This is a genomic window from Pseudomonas putida, from assembly GCF_016406145.1.
Taxonomy (GTDB): domain Bacteria; phylum Pseudomonadota; class Gammaproteobacteria; order Pseudomonadales; family Pseudomonadaceae; genus Aquipseudomonas; species Aquipseudomonas putida_E.
The window spans coordinates 4,622,963-4,639,804 of the sequence record NZ_CP066306.1; the positions used below are offsets into that span (position 1 = coordinate 4,622,963).

14 protein-coding genes are annotated in these 16,842 nt (G+C 62.8%); 4 read left to right on the forward strand and 10 right to left on the reverse strand.

The features are described 5' to 3' along the window. Nucleotides 1–150: 150 nt before the first annotated feature. From guaA to JET17_RS21340, 4 genes are all read right to left on the reverse strand, one after another. Entirely contained in the window at nt 151–1,728 is a 1,578-nt protein-coding gene (guaA, locus tag JET17_RS21325; protein ID WP_012316007.1) for a glutamine-hydrolyzing GMP synthase, read from the reverse strand. Between the two features lie 126 nt (nt 1,729–1,854). After that, on the reverse strand, nt 1,855–3,324 hold the full coding sequence (guaB, locus tag JET17_RS21330) for an IMP dehydrogenase (protein WP_008094438.1): 1,470 nt from the start codon (nt 3,322–3,324) through the stop codon (nt 1,855–1,857). An 86-nt stretch (nt 3,325–3,410) separates the two neighbouring features. Continuing rightward, nucleotides 3,411–3,968, reverse strand: coding sequence for a hypothetical protein (locus JET17_RS21335; RefSeq protein WP_012316008.1), 558 nt, complete (start codon nt 3,966–3,968; stop codon nt 3,411–3,413). A gap of 46 nt (nt 3,969–4,014) precedes the next feature. Then, a complete protein-coding gene (locus JET17_RS21340) occupies nt 4,015–4,770 on the reverse strand; it encodes a sulfite exporter TauE/SafE family protein (RefSeq protein ID WP_012316009.1) in 756 nt (251 codons plus the stop codon). Nucleotides 4,771–4,886: 116 nt separating this feature from the next. Between JET17_RS21340 and xseA the strand changes: the two genes are divergently transcribed. From xseA to leuA, 3 genes are all read left to right on the forward strand, one after another. Beyond that, complete coding sequence (gene xseA, locus JET17_RS21345) at nt 4,887–6,266, forward strand: exodeoxyribonuclease VII large subunit (RefSeq protein WP_042112106.1); 1,380 nt, start codon at nt 4,887–4,889, stop codon at nt 6,264–6,266. A 3-nt stretch (nt 6,267–6,269) separates the two neighbouring features. Beyond that, nucleotides 6,270–7,097: a peptidoglycan DD-metalloendopeptidase family protein gene (locus JET17_RS21350; protein WP_012316011.1), complete on the forward strand. Its 828-nt coding sequence runs from the start codon at nt 6,270–6,272 to the stop codon at nt 7,095–7,097. A 401-nt stretch (nt 7,098–7,498) separates the two neighbouring features. Beyond that, nucleotides 7,499–9,172: a 2-isopropylmalate synthase gene (leuA, locus tag JET17_RS21355; RefSeq protein WP_012316012.1), complete on the forward strand. Its 1,674-nt coding sequence runs from the start codon at nt 7,499–7,501 to the stop codon at nt 9,170–9,172. A gap of 227 nt (nt 9,173–9,399) precedes the next feature. Here the strand turns inward: leuA and JET17_RS21360 are convergent, their stop codons facing one another. From JET17_RS21360 to zwf, 3 genes are read right to left on the reverse strand one after another with little or no spacing between them, the layout of a single operon-like run. Further along, on the reverse strand, nt 9,400–10,074 hold the full coding sequence (locus JET17_RS21360; protein WP_012316013.1) for a bifunctional 4-hydroxy-2-oxoglutarate aldolase/2-dehydro-3-deoxy-phosphogluconate aldolase: 675 nt from the start codon (nt 10,072–10,074) through the stop codon (nt 9,400–9,402). 17 nt (nt 10,075–10,091) lie between these two features. Then, complete coding sequence (pgl, locus tag JET17_RS21365) at nt 10,092–10,805, reverse strand: 6-phosphogluconolactonase (protein ID WP_012316014.1); 714 nt, start codon at nt 10,803–10,805, stop codon at nt 10,092–10,094. Beyond that, nucleotides 10,792–12,261, reverse strand: coding sequence for a glucose-6-phosphate dehydrogenase (gene zwf / locus JET17_RS21370; protein ID WP_012316015.1), 1,470 nt, complete (start codon nt 12,259–12,261; stop codon nt 10,792–10,794). The genes pgl and zwf overlap by 14 nt, the downstream gene beginning before the upstream one ends. 211 nt (nt 12,262–12,472) lie before the next feature. Here zwf and hexR point away from each other — a divergent pair, with 211 nt between their 5' ends. Next, a complete protein-coding gene (gene hexR, locus JET17_RS21375; protein WP_174141604.1) occupies nt 12,473–13,336 on the forward strand; it encodes a DNA-binding transcriptional regulator HexR in 864 nt (287 codons plus the stop codon). Here hexR and JET17_RS21380 read toward each other — a convergent pair. The 3 genes from JET17_RS21380 to JET17_RS21390 form a co-directional block, all read right to left on the reverse strand. After that, the gene (locus JET17_RS21380) at nt 13,329–14,183 is read right to left on the reverse strand and encodes a D-hexose-6-phosphate mutarotase (RefSeq protein ID WP_012316017.1); all 855 of its coding nucleotides are present in this window, start codon (nt 14,181–14,183) and stop codon (nt 13,329–13,331) included. The two genes, hexR and JET17_RS21380, sit on opposite strands and share 8 nt — an antisense overlap. A gap of 117 nt (nt 14,184–14,300) precedes the next feature. Beyond that, nucleotides 14,301–15,593 (reverse strand): carbohydrate porin, encoded by a 1,293-nt coding sequence (locus tag JET17_RS21385; protein WP_233100454.1) that lies wholly within the window; start codon nt 15,591–15,593, stop codon nt 14,301–14,303. Between the two features lie 91 nt (nt 15,594–15,684). After that, a complete protein-coding gene (locus JET17_RS21390) occupies nt 15,685–16,839 on the reverse strand; it encodes an ABC transporter ATP-binding protein (protein WP_012316019.1) in 1,155 nt (384 codons plus the stop codon). Nucleotides 16,840–16,842 lie beyond the last annotated feature (3 nt).

Here is a 16,842-nt window from a genome sequence, read left to right on the forward strand (position 1 = left end):
AAGCGCAATCAAGCTGCCAGCACGGCTGGCGATGAAGGGCGAATACGATACACCTGCAAATGCGAAAGATTAAGTGAAGTCTTGTCGCAGGAAGCTCATCGCCATCCCCAGATACAACAAGGGCGCCTTGCGGCGCCCTCGTGGCTCAACTCACTCCCACTCGATAGTGGCCGGCGGCTTGCTCGACACGTCGTAAGTCACGCGCGAGATACCGTCGATTTCGTTGATGATACGGCCGCTGACGGTTTCCAGCAGGTCGTAAGGCAGGTGCGCCCAGCGCGCGGTCATGAAGTCCACGGTCTCGACAGCACGCAGGGCCACGACCCAGGCGTAGCGACGGCCGTCGCCCACGACGCCAACCGATTTCACCGGCTGGAACACCACGAACGCCTGGCTGGTCTTGTGGTACCAGTCGGCCTTGCGCAGCTCTTCGATGAAGATGTGGTCGGCGCGACGCAGGATGTCGGCGTACTCCTTCTTCACTTCACCGAGGATACGCACACCCAGGCCCGGGCCCGGGAACGGGTGGCGGTAGACCATGTCGTACGGCAGGCCGAGTTCCAGGCCGATCTTGCGCACTTCGTCCTTGAACAGCTCACGCAGCGGTTCGACCAGCTTGAGGTTCATTTCCTCCGGCAGACCACCCACGTTGTGGTGCGACTTGATCACGTGGGCCTTGCCGCTCTTGGCGCCGGCCGACTCGATCACGTCCGGGTAGATGGTGCCCTGGGCGAGGAACTGGATGTTGTCCAGTTTGCTGGCTTCGGCATCGAACACGTCGATGAAGGTACGGCCGATGATCTTGCGCTTCTTCTCCGGGTCGGCTTCGCCTTCCAGGTTGTCGAGGAACTGCTTCTCGGCATCGGCGCGGATCACTTTGACGCCCATGTTCTCCTTGAACATGGCCATCACCTGGTCGCCTTCGTGCAGGCGCAGCAGGCCGTTGTCGACAAAGACGCAAGTCAGCTGGTCGCCGATGGCGCGGTGCAGCAGCGCGGCTACCACGGAGGAGTCGACACCGCCAGACAGGCCCAGCAGGACGTTGGCCGAGCCGACTTGCTGACGCACCTGGGCGATGGCGTCTTCGACGATGTTCGAAGGCGTCCACAGGGCTTCACAGCCACAGATATCCTGCACGAAGCGGGACAGGATGCGACCGCCTTGCTTGGTGTGGGTCACTTCCGGGTGGAACTGCACGCCGTAGTAGCCGCGCGCGTCGTCGAACATGCCGGCGATCGGGCAGCTCGGGGTGCTGGCCAGGATGTTGAAGTTGCCCGGCATCTGGGTGACCTTGTCGCCGTGGCTCATCCACACGTCCAGGCCCAGTACGCCGTCGCCATCAACGTGGTCTTCGATGCCGTCGAGCAGGCGGCTCTTGCCGACCACGTCAACGCGGGCATAACCGAACTCGCGCAGGTCCGAACCTTCGACCTTGCCACCCAACTGCTCGGCCATGGTCTGCATGCCGTAGCAGATGCCCAGCAAAGGTACATTCAGGTCGAACACGGCCTGCGGTGCACGCGGGCTGTTGGCTTCGTGGACCGACTCGGGGCCGCCGGCGAGGATGATGCCGCGCGGGTTGAATTCGCGGATCGCTTCATCGTCCATGTCGAACGGGTGCAGTTCGCAGTAGACACCGATCTCACGCACGCGGCGGGCGATCAGTTGGGTGTACTGGGAACCGAAATCGAGGATCAGGATGCGGTGAGCGTGAATGTCGAGGGCCATGACTCAATCTCTGGTGCAGCTGCAAGCGTCTAGCTGCGAGCTGCAAGTTGATCGGGGAAAACGCGGTAGCTGCTGCAACGCAACTACCGCTTGGAGCTTGAAGCTTGCTACTTACCGCTGGAGGCTTCAGCCGACCCGGTAGTTGGGAGCTTCTTTGGTGATCTGCACGTCATGCACGTGGGACTCGGCCATGCCGGCACCGGTGATGCGCACGAATTCCGGCTTGGTGCGCATCTCTTCGATGGTTGCGCTGCCGGTGTAACCCATGGACGAACGCAGGCCGCCCATCAGCTGGTGGATGATCGCGGCCAGGGCGCCCTTGTACGGTACGCGGCCTTCGATACCTTCCGGTACCAGCTTCTCGGCGCCGGCCGAGGAGTCCTGGAAATAACGGTCGGAGGAGCCTTGCGCCTGTGCCATGGCACCCAGCGAGCCCATGCCGCGGTAGGCCTTGTAGGAACGGCCCTGGAACAGCTCGACTTCACCCGGGGCTTCTTCGGTACCGGCGAACATCGAACCCATCATCACGCAGGAAGCACCGGCGACGATGGCCTTGGACAGGTCACCCGAGAAACGGATGCCGCCGTCGGCGATCAGTGGCACGCCAGTGCCTTCCAGTGCGGCGGCAACGTTGGCGATCGCACTGATTTGCGGTACGCCGACACCGGCGACGATACGGGTGGTGCAGATCGAACCTGGGCCGATACCGACCTTCACGGCGTCAGCGCCGGCTTCTGCCAGGGCCTTGGCCGCAGCGCCGGTAGCGATGTTGCCGCCGATCACCTGAACTTGCGGGTAGGTTTCCTTGACCCAGCGAACGCGGTCGATCACACCTTTGGAGTGGCCGTGGGCAGTGTCGACGACAACCACGTCAACGCCAGCAGCTACCAGGGCGGCGACGCGCTCGCCGGTGTCCTTGCCGGTGCCGACGGCAGCGCCGACGCGCAGGCGACCCTGGTCGTCCTTGCTGGCCAGCGGGTAGGCCTTGGCTTTTTCGATGTCCTTGACGGTCATCATGCCCTTGAGGCTGAACTTGTCGTCGACGATCAGGACTTTTTCCAGGCGGTGCTTGTGCAGCAGCTCGCGGACTTCGTTCTTGTCGGCGCCTTCGCGCACGGTGACCAGGCGCTCTTTGGGCGTCATCACGTCGCGCACCTTGGCATCCAGGCGGGTTTCGAAGCGTACGTCACGGGAAGTGACGATACCGACCAGGTCGCCGTTCTCCAGTACCGGAACACCCGAGATGTTGTTCAGGCGGGTCAGGTCGAACAGGTCGCGCACGGTGGCGTCGGCTTCGATGGTGATCGGGTCCTTGACCACGCCAGCCTCGAACTTCTTGACCTTGCGTACTTCGCCGGCCTGCTGTTCGATGGTCATGTTCTTGTGGATGATGCCGATGCCGCCTTCCTGAGCCATGGCAATGGCCAGGCGCGCTTCGGTCACGGTATCCATGGCGGCGGAAACCAGAGGGATGTTCAGCTCGATGCCACGAGTCAAACGGGTCTTGAGACTGACTTCATTGGGCAGTACCTCGGAGTAGCCAGGTACAAGGAGGATATCGTCGAAAGTCAGGGCTTCTTGGCTGATACGCAGCATCGCGGGGGCTCCCGGGCGGGAAAAATGGAAGCGCGCCATTATACTCATCCACGGCGCGCCGCTCAATGCAAAATAAGGGCCTTCGGTCAGCGTTCTGGCAGTTTTACCTGCACCACCGCCACCGGCTGGTCCAGCCAGTCGGCGAAGCTGTCGAGAAAGGCCTGGGTAAACCCGGCCTCGCCCCAGTTGTTGAAGATGAACCCCAGGTTGGAAAAGGCACATGACTGCAGGTAAATGAAGCCATTGATGTCGTCCTCGAAGCCGCACAACGGGCAGGTGAAGTTGTCACTCACCCCCGGCATCCACTCTTCCAGGCTTTCGAACAAGGGTTCGCCCACCTCGCGCCGGCACTCGGGGCAGCCGGCTTCTTCGAGGAAACCCTCGGTGGGGGTATAGATGCAGCGCTTGAGCATCACTTCCAGGCCGTTGACCGGCACGCCGAACGGCAGCTTTTGCGGGTGCAGGGCGATTTTGCGCGCACCTTCGGCCAGGGCATGGCCCATGCGGTTGCCGGTGCGACCACAGGTGGTCAGTTGCTCCTCGACCACTTTTTCCCGCACCAGCCAGCGCAGGATGGCCCGGGCGCGGGCCTCGTGCACAGGTACGGTGGAAAGTTTAGGGACGATGATGCTCTGGGTGTTCATGGATCAAACAGGCCTGCCAACTGCGGTAATCGGGTAATTCTACCGCTCACGCGCTCAGGTAGCGACCAATCAGCGCCAGGCCGCTGGCCAGTACCAGCCAGGTGACCAGGCGCACGAATGCTTCGCGCGACAGTTTGAGGGTCAGCCGACGGCCCACCCAGAGCCCGATGAACATCACCGGCAGCAGGCAGGCGGCGAGCAGCAGCAGGCTGGTATCGGCATAGACGCCGGCGATCAGGAACAACGACAGGCGCACCACCGTGCTGCAGCTGATCAGCGCGCTCTGGGTCGCGCGCACCTGCTCCTTTGCCTCCAGCCGCGCACTCAGGTAAATGGCATAGAGGAAACCGCCGCTGCCGAACAATGCACCGAACAAGCCGCCGATCGTGCCCATCGGTACTGCCCAGAAACCAGAAAGCCTGGCTGGCCGTACTTTTACCGCTAGGCCATAAATTGCGTAGGCGGTGACGAACAGGCCCATCAGCAAAAGCAACAAGTCGGATTTCAGGTGTAGCAGGAACACTACACCCAGGGTGCAGCCAACGGCCATGCACGGGAGCAGGCGCAACAATTCGCCGCGCACCACGTCGCGGCGCGACGGCAGCAGGTTGCCGAAGGCAGCGACGAAATCGAGCAGGACCAGTAGCGGGATGATGCGTGACAGCGGCATGAAATGGATGAGGACCGGGCCGGCGACCAGCGCGGTGCCGAAGCCGGCGATGCCGAAGACGATGTAGGCTGCGGCGACGGCGAGCAGGATGGGGAGCCAGTCGATGACAGACAAGGAAAGCTGGGCGAGCATTGTGCGATTTCCGGTGATAGACCGGCACAGGGTAGCCTGTTCTGGCCTCAGCGCCGGCTTGCCAGCGATGAGGCCAGAACAGACAACCAGGCATCGAGTCATTTATGATGCCCGGCATGATCAGAGACCCCTTCGAACGACTCGGCCTGGACCGCGAGGTCCTCACCGTCAGCCAGCTCAACGGCCGCGCCCGTGTGCTGCTGGAAGACGTGTTCCGCAGCGTCTGGGTGGAAGGCGAGATATCCAACCTCGCCCGCCCGGCCTCCGGCCACATGTACTTCACCCTCAAGGACAGTGGCGCTCAGGTGCGCTGCGCGCTGTTCCGGCAGAACGCCACACGTGTCCGCCAGGCTCTGCGTGATGGCCTGGCAGTGCGTGTGCGCGGCAAGGTCTCGCTGTTCGAAGGCCGCGGCGACTACCAACTGATTCTCGACACCGTTGAACCAGCCGGTGACGGCGCCCTGCGCCTGGCATTCGAGGCGCTGAAGGAAAAGCTCGGCGCCGAGGGCCTGTTCAGCGCCGAACGCAAGAGGCCGCTGCCCGCCCACCCGCAGCGCATCGGTATCATCAGTTCGCCCACCGGCGCGGTCATCCGCGACATCATCAGCGTGTTCGGCCGCCGCGCCCCGCAGGTCGAACTGAACCTGGTCCCCACAGCGGTACAGGGCCGCGAAGCCATTGCGCAGATCGTGCGCGCCATCCGCCTGGCCGACAGCCTCGGTTTCGATGCCCTGATCCTGGCCCGTGGCGGCGGGTCGCTGGAAGACCTGTGGTGCTTCAACGAAGAAGCCGTAGCGCGTGCAATAGCGGCCTGCGTCACGCCGATCGTCAGCGCTGTGGGCCATGAGACCGACGTATCGATCAGCGATTTTGTCGCCGATGTCCGCGCCCCTACGCCCTCTGCCGCCGCCGAGCTACTGGCCCCCGACAGCAGCGGGCTGCAGCAGCGCCTTGAAGGATTGCAGCGGCGCCTGCTGCTACGCATGCAGAACCGCCTGGCCCACGATCGCCTGCGCCTGGAATCGCTGACCCGGCGCCTGCGCCACCCCGGCGAGCGCTTGCGCCAGCAGGCCCAGCGCCTGGACGACCTGGACATGCGCCTGCGCCGCGCCTTCCTGCAGAGCCTCAACCAGCGCCGCGAACGCCTGGCGCGCCTCGACACACGCCTGGCCGCGCAGCATCCGGGGCGTACGCTGAAACTGCTCAGCCAACGCCTGGACAGCCTCGCCGAGCGGCTGCCGCGGGCCATGCGCGAGGTGCTCAAAGACCGCCGCCAGCGCTTTCAGGCCCAGTTGCAGACGCTGCAGGTGGTTAGCCCGCTGGCGACCCTGGCACGCGGCTACAGCATCCTTCTCGATGAGCGTGGCCAGGCCATACGCAGTGCCGAGCAAACCCGCAATGGCCAGCGCCTGACTGCCCGCCTGAATGAAGGCGAATTGCAGGTGCGGGTCGAGGACAACCACCTGACTCCGGTCACCCTTTCCCTACTGGACTGACACATGCCCCGCCTGTTCGCCCCTCTGCTTGCCCTATCCCTGTTGTTGCTGGCCGGCGGTGCCCAGGCCAGCTACATCACCCGCACTCTGAACAAGCCCGTCCCGGGCGGCGTTGCCGTGGTCGATCTGGGCCCGGCGGCCACGGCGCCGAGCGCGCGCTTCGACGGCAAGCCGGTGCTGGTGGTGAAAGAGCAGGACACCTGGCTGGCCATCGTCGGCATTCCGCTGACGCACAAGCCCGGCCCGGCCGTGCTGTCCCAGGGCGGGCGCAGCCTGCCCTTCAGCGTGGGCAACAAGAAGTACCCCGAGCAGCACATCACCCTGAAAAACAAGCGCCAGGTCAACCCCGACCCAGCCGACCTCAAGCGCATCGACCGTGAACTGGCAGAGCAGATCAAGGCCTACCGCAGCTTCAGCCCTAACCTGCCAAGCAACCTGGTCCTCGACAAGCCGGTCAGCGGCCCGCTGTCGAGCAAGTTCGGCGTACGGCGCTTCTTCAACGGTGAAGAGCGCAACCCGCATGCGGGGCTGGATTTCGCGGTGCCTGCGGGCACGCCGATCAAGACACCGGCCAATGGCAAGGTGATTCTGGTGGGCGATTATTTCTTCAACGGCCGCACGGTGTTCGTCGACCATGGGCAGGGCTTCATCAGTATGTTCTGCCATATGTCGAAGATTGATGTGAACGTGGGGCAGCAACTGCGTCGCGGCGATGTGGTGGGCAGGGTCGGCTCGACCGGGCGGGCGACCGGGCCGCACATGCACTGGAATGTCAGCCTGAATGATGCGCGGGTGGATCCGGCGATCTTCATTGGTGCGTTCCAGCCCTGATGCCGTAGCGCCTTCATCGCCGGCAAGCCGGCTCCCTCGCCCTTCTGGGAGCTGGCTTGCCGGCGATGAAGGCCAACACACTCGCCCCCGTTAACTCGATTTGCGCAATCAAAAAATACAGCGCAACAAGCTGAAAGCCTCGAATGAATATCAGCCATAAAATCTCGCAATTTGGTTTTTTTTAAGCATTTATCTCAATTTTTCGCGAGCGCTTGCCATCCCTCACCCCACTGGTTAGGGTTGAAGGCATGAAAACCTTCAGCACCCTCATCCTGCTCCGACAACATCGCAGCCTCTGCCTGGTCAGCGCCCGACTACCAGGCTGATCGCGTCGCCTCGCCTCTTCATCTCGTTATCGCTCGGCAGGCCCGATCTCGGCCGCACACAAAAGGATTGCTTCCATGACCATGCTCAAAGACCCTTCGAAGAAGTACCGCGCCTTCCCGACCATCGAGCTGCCAGACCGTACCTGGCCGTCGAAGACCATCACCGAAGCGCCGATCTGGTGCAGCTCGGACCTGCGTGATGGCAACCAGTCGCTGATCGAGCCGATGGACTCGGAGAAGAAGCTGCGGTTCTGGAAGACTTTGGTGCAGGTTGGCGTGAAGGAAATCGAAGCCTCGTTCCCGTCCGCCTCCCAGACCGATTTCGACTTCGTGCGCACCTTGATCGAAGATGGCCACATCCCGGACGACACCACCATTCAGGTGCTCACCCAGGCCCGTGAAGACCTGATCGCGCGCACCTTCGAATCGCTGCGCGGGGCCAAGAAGGCCATCGTCCACCTGTACAACGCCACCAGCCCGTCGTTCCGCCGCATCGTCTTCAACCAGGACAAGCAAGGCGTGAAAGACATCGCGGTGAACGCGGCCAAACTGTTCGTCAAATACGCCGCCCAGCAGCCGGAAACCCAGTGGACGTTCCAGTACTCGCCGGAAACCTTCAGCGCCACTGAGCTTGAGTTCGCCAAGGAAGTCTGCGACGCGGTCATCGAAGTGTGGAACCCGACGCCTGAGCACAAGGTCATCCTCAACCTGCCGGCCACCGTGGAAGTTGCCACGCCGAACATCTACGCCGACCAGATCGAGTGGTTCTGCCGCAACATCAGCCGCCGCGACAGCGTGATCATCAGCCTGCACTGCCACAACGACCGTGGCACCGGCATCGCTGCCACCGAGCTGGGCCTGATGGCCGGCGCCGACCGTGCCGAAGGTTGCCTGTTCGGCAACGGCGAGCGCACCGGCAACGTCGACCTGGTGACCTTGGCGCTGAACCTCTACACCCAGGGCATCGACCCGCAACTGGACTTCTCCGACATCGACGGCGTGCGCAAAGTGGTCGAAGAATGCAACCAGTTGCCGGTGCATCCGCGTCACCCGTATGTCGGCGACCTGGTCCACACCGCATTCTCCGGCTCGCACCAGGACGCCATCCGCAAGGGCTTCGCCAAGCAGCAGGACGGTGAGCTGTGGGAAGTGCCGTACCTGCCGATCGACCCGGCCGACATCGGCCGCAGCTACGAGGCGGTTATCCGCGTCAACAGCCAGTCAGGCAAAGGCGGCATCACCTATCTGCTCGAGCAGGAGTACGGCATCAGCCTGCCGCGCCGCATGCAGATCGAATTCAGCCAGGTGGTACAGGGTGAAACCGACCGCCTTGGCCTGGAAATGACCGCGCAGCAGATCTACAGCCTGCTGCACAAGGAATACCTCCAGGCCAACAGCCCGTATGCGCTGGTCAGCCACCGCCTGCAGGAAGAAAACGGCCACAGCGCCGTGGAAGTAGAAGTCGCCGGTGAAGGCGAGACTACCCTGCACTGGCGCGGCAAGGGCAATGGTGCCCTCGAAGCCCTGGTAGCCGGCCTGCCGATTGCCGTGGAGATCATGGACTACAACGAGCACGCCATTGGTGCCGGCACCAATGCCAAGGCCGCTGCCTACATCGAGCTGCGCGTGGCCGGTGGCCGCCCGGTACACGGCGTAGGCATCGACGAGAACATCACCACTGCCAGCTTCAAGGCGCTGTTCAGTGCACTGAACCGCTCCCTGAGCCAGCAAGAGGCCAAGGCTGCGTAAGCTGAGGTTTATGACCAAGAGCCCGCATCCCTGATGCGGGCTTTTTTTCGCCTGTGCGGCCACTATCGCCGGCAAGCCGCCCCCTACAAAGATCTGAGCTGCCCATGACTTCGTGGGAGCCGGCTTGCCGGCGATAGGGGCCGCATAAGCAGCACAAAATCTGCAGGCAAAAAAAAGGGCGCCGACCAAGCGCCCCATAAGCCGTAAAGCACACAACAAATTCAGTTTCAGTCCAGCAAAGCCATCGCCTCGGCGCTGCATGCTTCGATCCGCGCCCAGTCACCGTTCTTGATCCAGCTGCTGTCGAGCATCCAGGTCCCACCCACGCACATCACGTTAGGCAGCGCCATGTAGTTGCGCACGTTGGCCGGGTTGACGCCACCGGTAGGGCAGAATCGAATATCACCGAACGGGCCACCAAAGGCCTTGATCGCTGCCACGCCGCCACTGATTTCCGCCGGGAACAGCTTGAAGCGGCGATAACCCAGCGCATAACCCATCATGATTTCCGAAGGCGTGCTGATGCCCGGCAGCAATGGGATATCGCTGTCCACCCCAGCCTCGAGGATGTCCTGGGTGATCCCCGGGGTAACGACAAACTGCGCGCCAGCGGCTTCAACCGCTGCAAACATGCTGCGATCGAGCACGGTGCCGGCGCCGACACACAGTTCCGGACGCTGCTCACGCAGCACCTGGATAGCCTTCAGGCCATACTGCGAGCGCAGGGTTACTTCCAAGGTGCGGATACCACCAGCGGCCAGGGCATCGGCCAGCGGCAGGATGTCTTCCTCACGGGCGATGGTGATCACCGGCAGGATGCGCGCCGCCCCACAGATCGCATCGATCCGGGCGGCTTTCTCGGCCATCGAGAGCAGAGGCTGGGGGCGTTCAAGGGTGGTCATGACAGTGGATCCTTTGCTCATGGGCACCAGTAGATGTCCAAGGGGTCGTGAAGAAAGGCGCGAATCGGCATTTCATTGAGGTCGTTGCCCGCCAGCGCGGCGCGCAGGGTAGCGAGTTTGCCCGGGCCCTGCACGGACAGCGCGATGAACGCGGCGCTGGCCAGCAGGGAACGGGTTAGCGAAAGGCGCTGGTGCGGCACGCTCGGCGCCAGCAACGGCAGGCAGCGGCGCGTGCTGTTCAGGTCCAGGCCTTCGGCCAGATTCGGGCTGCCGGGGAACAGCGAAGCGGTATGACCATCGTCGCCCATGCCCAGTACCAGCACGTCGATGGCCGGCAGATCGGCCAATGCCTGGTCGGCTTGGGCGGCCGCCGCGTCGAGGTTCTCGGCCTGCTGATACAGCCCGACAAAACGAGCCTTGGCAGCGCCCCCCTGGAACAGATGGCGGGCCAGCAAACCGGCATTGCTGTCGGCGTGCTCCACCGGCACCCAACGCTCGTCGGCCAGGCTGACGGTGACCTTGGACCAGTCCAGGGCCTCGGTCGCCAGCTTCTCCAGGAACGGCACCGGGCTGCGGCCACCGGACAACACCAGGCAAGCCCGCCCTTTCGCGGCGATGGCTGCGCGCAAGCGCTCGGCCACATCAGCCGCCAATGTTGCCGAAAGTACGCGGGCATCATTCAGCTGATGCGCCTTGACCGATGTCGGCAAATTCAATTCAGATATCCCCATACCACGCCCTCCCATCCCGTGTAATCAGTGCGATCGAGCTCATCGGCCCCCAGGACCCAGCCGCATACGGCTTGGGCGCATCGCCGGCGCTTTGCCAGCCCGCGATCAACTGGTCGCACCACTTCCAGGCATATTCGATTTCATCCTTGCGCACGAACAGGTTCTGGTTGCCGCGCATCACCTCGAGCAGCAGGCGTTCGTAGGCATCCGGAATCCGCGCGGTGCGCCAGGTGTCGGAAAAATTCAATTGCAAGGGGCCGCTGCGCAGTTGCATGCCTTTGTCCAGGCCCTGCTCCTTGGTCATCACCCGCAAAGAAATGCCTTCACTCGGTTGCAGGCGGATGATCAGTTTGTTGCCGACCTGCAAACGTTGCTCCGGGGCGAAGATATAGTGCGGCGTCTCCTTGAAGTGGATGACGATCTGCGACAGCTTCTGCGGCATGCGCTTACCGGTACGCAGGTAGAACGGTACGCCCGACCAGCGCCAGTTACGAATGTCGGCACGCAGGGCGACGAAAGTTTCCGTGTCGCTCTGGGCGTTGGCGTTGTCTTCTTCCAGGTAACCCGGCACCGGCTTGCCGTCGCTGTAGCCGGCAATGTACTGGCCGCGCACCACGCGGGTACTCAAGCCCTCGCCGGTGATCGGCGCAAGGGCTTTGAGCACCTTGACCTTCTCATCGCGGATGCTGTCGGCCGACAGCTCGCTGGGCGGATCCATAGCGATCAGGCACAACAGCTGCAGCAGGTGATTCTGAATCATGTCGCGCAGCTGCCCGGCCTTGTCGAAATAGCCCCAGCGGCCTTCGATGCCGACCTTCTCGGCCACGGTGATTTCCACGTGGGAGATGGAGTTCTGGTTCCACTGGGTTTCGAACAGGCTGTTGGCGAAGCGCAGGGCGATCAGGTTCTGCACCGTCTCCTTGCCCAGGTAATGGTCGATGCGGTAAACACGGCTTTCCGGGAAGAACCGCGCCACGGCGTCGTTCACCCGGCGCGATGACTCAAGATCGTGCCCGATGGGCTTTTCCAGCACCACCCGGGTGCGCGCAGCGAGGCCCGCCTTGTCGAGGTTTTCGCATATCGCGCCATACACGGCCGCCGCGGTGGCGAAATAGGCAATCAACGGCAGCTCGGCAGGTGCCTGCTCGGCCAGGGCCTGGTAGCCCTCAGGCTGCAGGAAGTCCAGGTGCTGGTAACTCAGACGCGCCAGAAAACGCCCCAGCGCCGCAGGCTCCAGATCGGCCTCCGCCACGTGTTTGCGCAGATGAGCCTCGATGGTATTCAGGTGCTCCTGCACGCTGCCAGGCTCGCGGGCCAGCGCCAGCAAGCGAGTATCGGCATGCAGCAAATTGGCGCGGTCGAGCTGGTAGAGCGCAGGAAACAGCTTGCGCAATGCCAGGTCGCCCAAGGCGCCGAACAGGGCAAAGGTGCAAGGTTCAACACTGATCGCAGCCATGATGTTGGTTCTTTCCTAAAGTTGGCCTAGGAATACCGCTTTCACATACGGTTTTCAAGAGAAAATGTAGTAAAAACCACAACATTACACACAAACGTTACAGATAAGTGGTGCGCCACCCGTACCGACAGTACGATAGACGACCGTGCAAAAAGCCTGCTGCTTCGCCAGCCGGCTGTCTTCCCGACCCAAGGACACACCCATGGACCGCGTGCGAAACCTCCTGGAGCAGATCCAGGGACGCCTCGACGAGCTGAACAAGGCCGAACGCAAAGTCGCCGAAGTCATCCTGCTCAACCCGCAACAAGCCACCCGTTTCAGCATTGCCGCACTGGCCCAGGCGGCCAAGGTCAGCGAACCGACCGTGAACCGTTTCTGCCGCTCGTTCGGTGTCAGCGGTTACCCCGAGCTCAAGCTGCAACTGGCGCAGAGTTTGGCCAGTGGCGCTGCCTATGTGAGCCGCGCCGTCGAGGCCGATGACGATCCTGCAGCCTACACCCAGAAAATCTTTGCCAGTGCCATCGCCTCGCTCGACAGCGCCTGCCAGCAGCTTGACCCGCAGCAGGTGAGCCGCGCCGTGGACATGATGATCCAGGCCCGGCAGATCCACTTCTTCGGCCTTGGCGCTTCTGCCCCGGTAGCCCTGGACGCCCAACACAAGTTTTTCCGTTTCAACCTCGCCGTCTCGGCCCACGCCGACGTGCTGATGCAGCGCATGCTGGCTTCGGTGGCTCACACGGGCGATTTGTTCGTGATCATCTCCTACACCGGGCGCACCCGCGAACTGGTGGAGGTGGCGCGCCTGGCCCGTGAGAACGGCGCCTCGGTGCTCGGCCTGACCGCCGCCGGCTCACCCTTGGCCCAGGCGTGCAGCCTGAGCCTGCACATCCCGCTGCCGGAAGACACCGACATCTACATGCCGATGACGTCGCGGATCATCCAGCTTACCGTGCTCGACGTGCTGGCCACGGGGATGACCCTGCGCCGTGGTGTGGACTTCCAGCCCCACCTGCGCAAGATCAAGGAAAGCCTCAACGCCAGCCGCTACCCGATCGAGGATGACGAACTCAGCTGAGCCGGTGTGCCTGCAGCCGTAAATGAGCGCGCTGCCCCGGCGCCAGGCTCAAGCCTTCGCCACTGCCGCTGGCCGCCTCGACGCAAACGAAGCCCTGGCTCTCGCGCCCGCTCACACCCATCAAGGGGCGGTTGCCTGGGTGCCACACCACGGTATCGTCACTGTCACCCGTATCGATGCACAGTTCACGCTGCCAGGCCGGGTCCTGCAACTGCACGCGCGGCGTGCCGGGGTAGACTTTCTGGCAGCCGCCCTTGAGCTTCAATGCACCCTCCTCGCGGCAGGCTTGCCGGCTCAGACGGTCATAGCCCTCAATATCTTCAAGCCCGGACAGCGCTATCTCGGAAACGTCACTGATACGCCAGTAGGCCAGCAGTGCATGGCTCAACTGGCATGGTTCGCTGTCCTGGTGCTCGGTACTCAGGCTCAGCTCCATGCGGCTGCCCAGACGGGCATGCAGATCGACCTGCCAGTCGCACAAGTCCAGGCGCCACTTCAGGCTCACGCCCTCCTCGTCCTCCCGGCTGTCCACCAGCTTCCAATCCAGCAGCCGCGCCCAGCCGTGGGCAGGCCACAGGTCCTCGCTGGGGTGGCGGCCATACCACGGCCAGCACACCGGCACGCCGCCACGGATTGCCCCCACCTGCGGCCACTGCTCGGCGCACCACAACCAGGGACGCTCACCGGCCGGCTGGAAGTGCAGCAACTGTGCGCCCTGGCGGCTGAACACCGCCTGGCAACGGGGGTGGTCAATGATCAGCACATCGCGCTGCTGGTAACGCTCCCACTCGAATGTCGGCCTGGGCCTCTGTGCGGAAAAGAAGCGATGTAGCGGATGTTCAGGCATGGTTCCAGGCTCTTGTTGTTTGAGATAGCGCTGTCTCGGCCTATCCCCGACAACCACTGCAAGCCAGTGGATGCCGGGAGCCGTTTTTGGATTGGCGTAAATTTACAACAAATGTGCTCAGAATGACGACTGAATCTTCAACCCTGCGACCAGCGCGTTGTCCACCTCATCCACGCCACCCGGGCTCTTGATGTACTGAAGGTTCGGGCGCACGGTCAGCCAGTTGGTCACATGGAAGCCGTAATAGAGCTCGGCGTTGTACTCGGTGCGCTGCAAAGGCACGAAGCCCGGGTTGTCGTAGTCATTGATGCCGCTCTGGGCGTTAAGCTGTTCGGCGCGCTTCTTCACATCATCGTTGACGTGAATGCGGGCGACACCAAAGCCGATATCATCCTTGGGCCGGGCATCGAAGGCACCTTTGTAGACCAACCCCACCTGCTGGTAGTTGTCGACCACGTTGGTGGCCTTGTCGTGCACGGTGAAGTTGGCGAACAAGCTGAGACCGCGGCTGACGTCGCCGCCGTGGGCGGTGACTTGCTGCTGCGCAACCACCCACCAGCCGTGCTTGCTGGAGTGTGATTTGAAGCCGGCGCCGCTGATCCCTTGCGGGTTGCCATTGACGTCCTCGTAGACGTCTTCGGCATCAGCCGTGCTGTAGTAATAGCCCAGGCGGTACTCGCCCGGCAGGCCGTTGACTTTGGGCGACCAGACTGCCTCCACCGGCAGGATCGCACCCTTGGTGCCGCTGCCGCTGAGCTTGAAGCCGTTGCCGGTTTCCAGGTTGGAGGGGTTCTGCTCGAACGCGCCGACCTGCACGAAGAACTCTGGCGTGATGTTGTACTTGACCCGCAGCGCCCACTGGCTGACCGGCCAGTTGTACCAGATGCCGCCGACCCAGTTGCCCACCTGCGATCCGCAGAAGGCCAGGTTCTGGAAGTCGCAAGGGAAGCTGTTGAAGTCCTCGCCCTCGCCGAAACGGCCGAATTTCACATCCAGGGCACCGTCAAAGTACTTCTGCTTGACCCACATCTGGGTAAGACGCCAAGTCTGGCCGCGCCCCCATACCTCCTGCACCGAACTGAACTGCCCGGCACGGGGGTCGCTGATGCGGTCATTGGAGAGGTTGCGGCCACTGCGCTCGGTGATTGCCAGCTTGAATTCGGCATCGTGCCAGCCAAAGATCTTCTGCAGGTCCAGGTGCGCGCCGAGGGCGAACTGGTCACTGTAGCGTGCGGTCTTGTCGTCGTTGTAGCCACCATTGAGGTTACCGGCGACCTCGCCCACATAGTCGAGGGTGAAGTCATAGCCTTTTTCCAGCAGTTCGGTGCGAGTACCGCCCCAGTCGCCGGTCATCCATTTCGACTCGCTGGAGAAGGCCTCGGCGGCCTGCACCCCGCTACTCCCAACCATGGCCAGCAGGGCCAGCGAGCCCAAGGTCCTTATGCGATTGCGCTGTTCCATCCCTTTGCGTCCTCTTTTTCTTATTGATGGTATCGACGTTTCAACGGCTCTTGAGGTGAGTCACGTTGTCCTTCACTGAAGCGTTGGCAGTATTCAAGTCCAGGCGTTCGCCGCTGGCGGCGTCAAACAGCAGCACCCGTGCCGGGTCGAACTGCAGGTTCAGGCTGTCACCGACCCGGCACGCCACATCCGGCGCCAGGCGGCAGCACACTTTGGTCTGGTTCAGGGTGACGAACACCAGCAGGTCCGGCCCGGTGGGCTCGGTTACCTGGACCTCGGCGCGAATGCCCGGCAGGCCGTTGCCCTCCCCCGTACCCAGGCTGATCTGCTCCGGGCGGATACCAAGGATGATCTCGCGCCCGTCCAGCTCGTCACCGGCCACGCCCAACGGCAGCTCGCAACGCGCCTGGCCGCTGTCGAGCAGGGCCAGCAGGCGCCCATCCTGCCTGGCCAGGCGTACCGGTATGAAGTTCATTGGCGGCGAGCCGATGAAGCTGGCAACGAACTGATTGGCCGGGTCGTTGTAGATCTGCTGCGGGGTACCGAACTGCTGAATGATGCCGTCCTTCATCACCGCAACCTTGTCGCCCAGGGTCATGGCCTCGATCTGGTCGTGGGTGACATACACCGTGGTGGTCTTGAGTCGCTGGTGCATCAGTTTCATTTCCGTGCGCATCTCGACGCGCAGCTTGGCGTCGAGGTTGGACAGCGGCTCGTCGAACAGATAGATCTTCGGCCGCCGCGCCAACGCGCGGCCCATCGCCACCCGCTGCTGCTGGCCACCGGACAATTGCGCCGGCTTGCGTGAAAGCAGGTGTTCGATCTGCAACAGCTTGGCCACACGCGCCACTTCCTCGTCGATGGCAGCCTGGGGCATCTTGCGGATCTTCAGGCCAAATTCGATGTTCTCGCGCACGCTCATGGTCGGGTACAGCGCGTAGGACTGGAACACCATGGCGATATCACGATCCTTGGGGCTCATGCCGCTGACATCCTGGTCATCGATGAGAATCGCGCCACCGGTGATGTTCTCAAGGCCTGCGATGCAGTTCATCAAAGTCGATTTACCGCAACCCGAAGGGCCGACCAATATCAGGAATTCGCCGTCTTTGATCGACAGCTGGATGTCCTTTAGGGTGTCCGGCAGGCCGCTGCCGTAGGTCTTGTTCACATTACGAAGTTCAAGCGTTGCCATGAC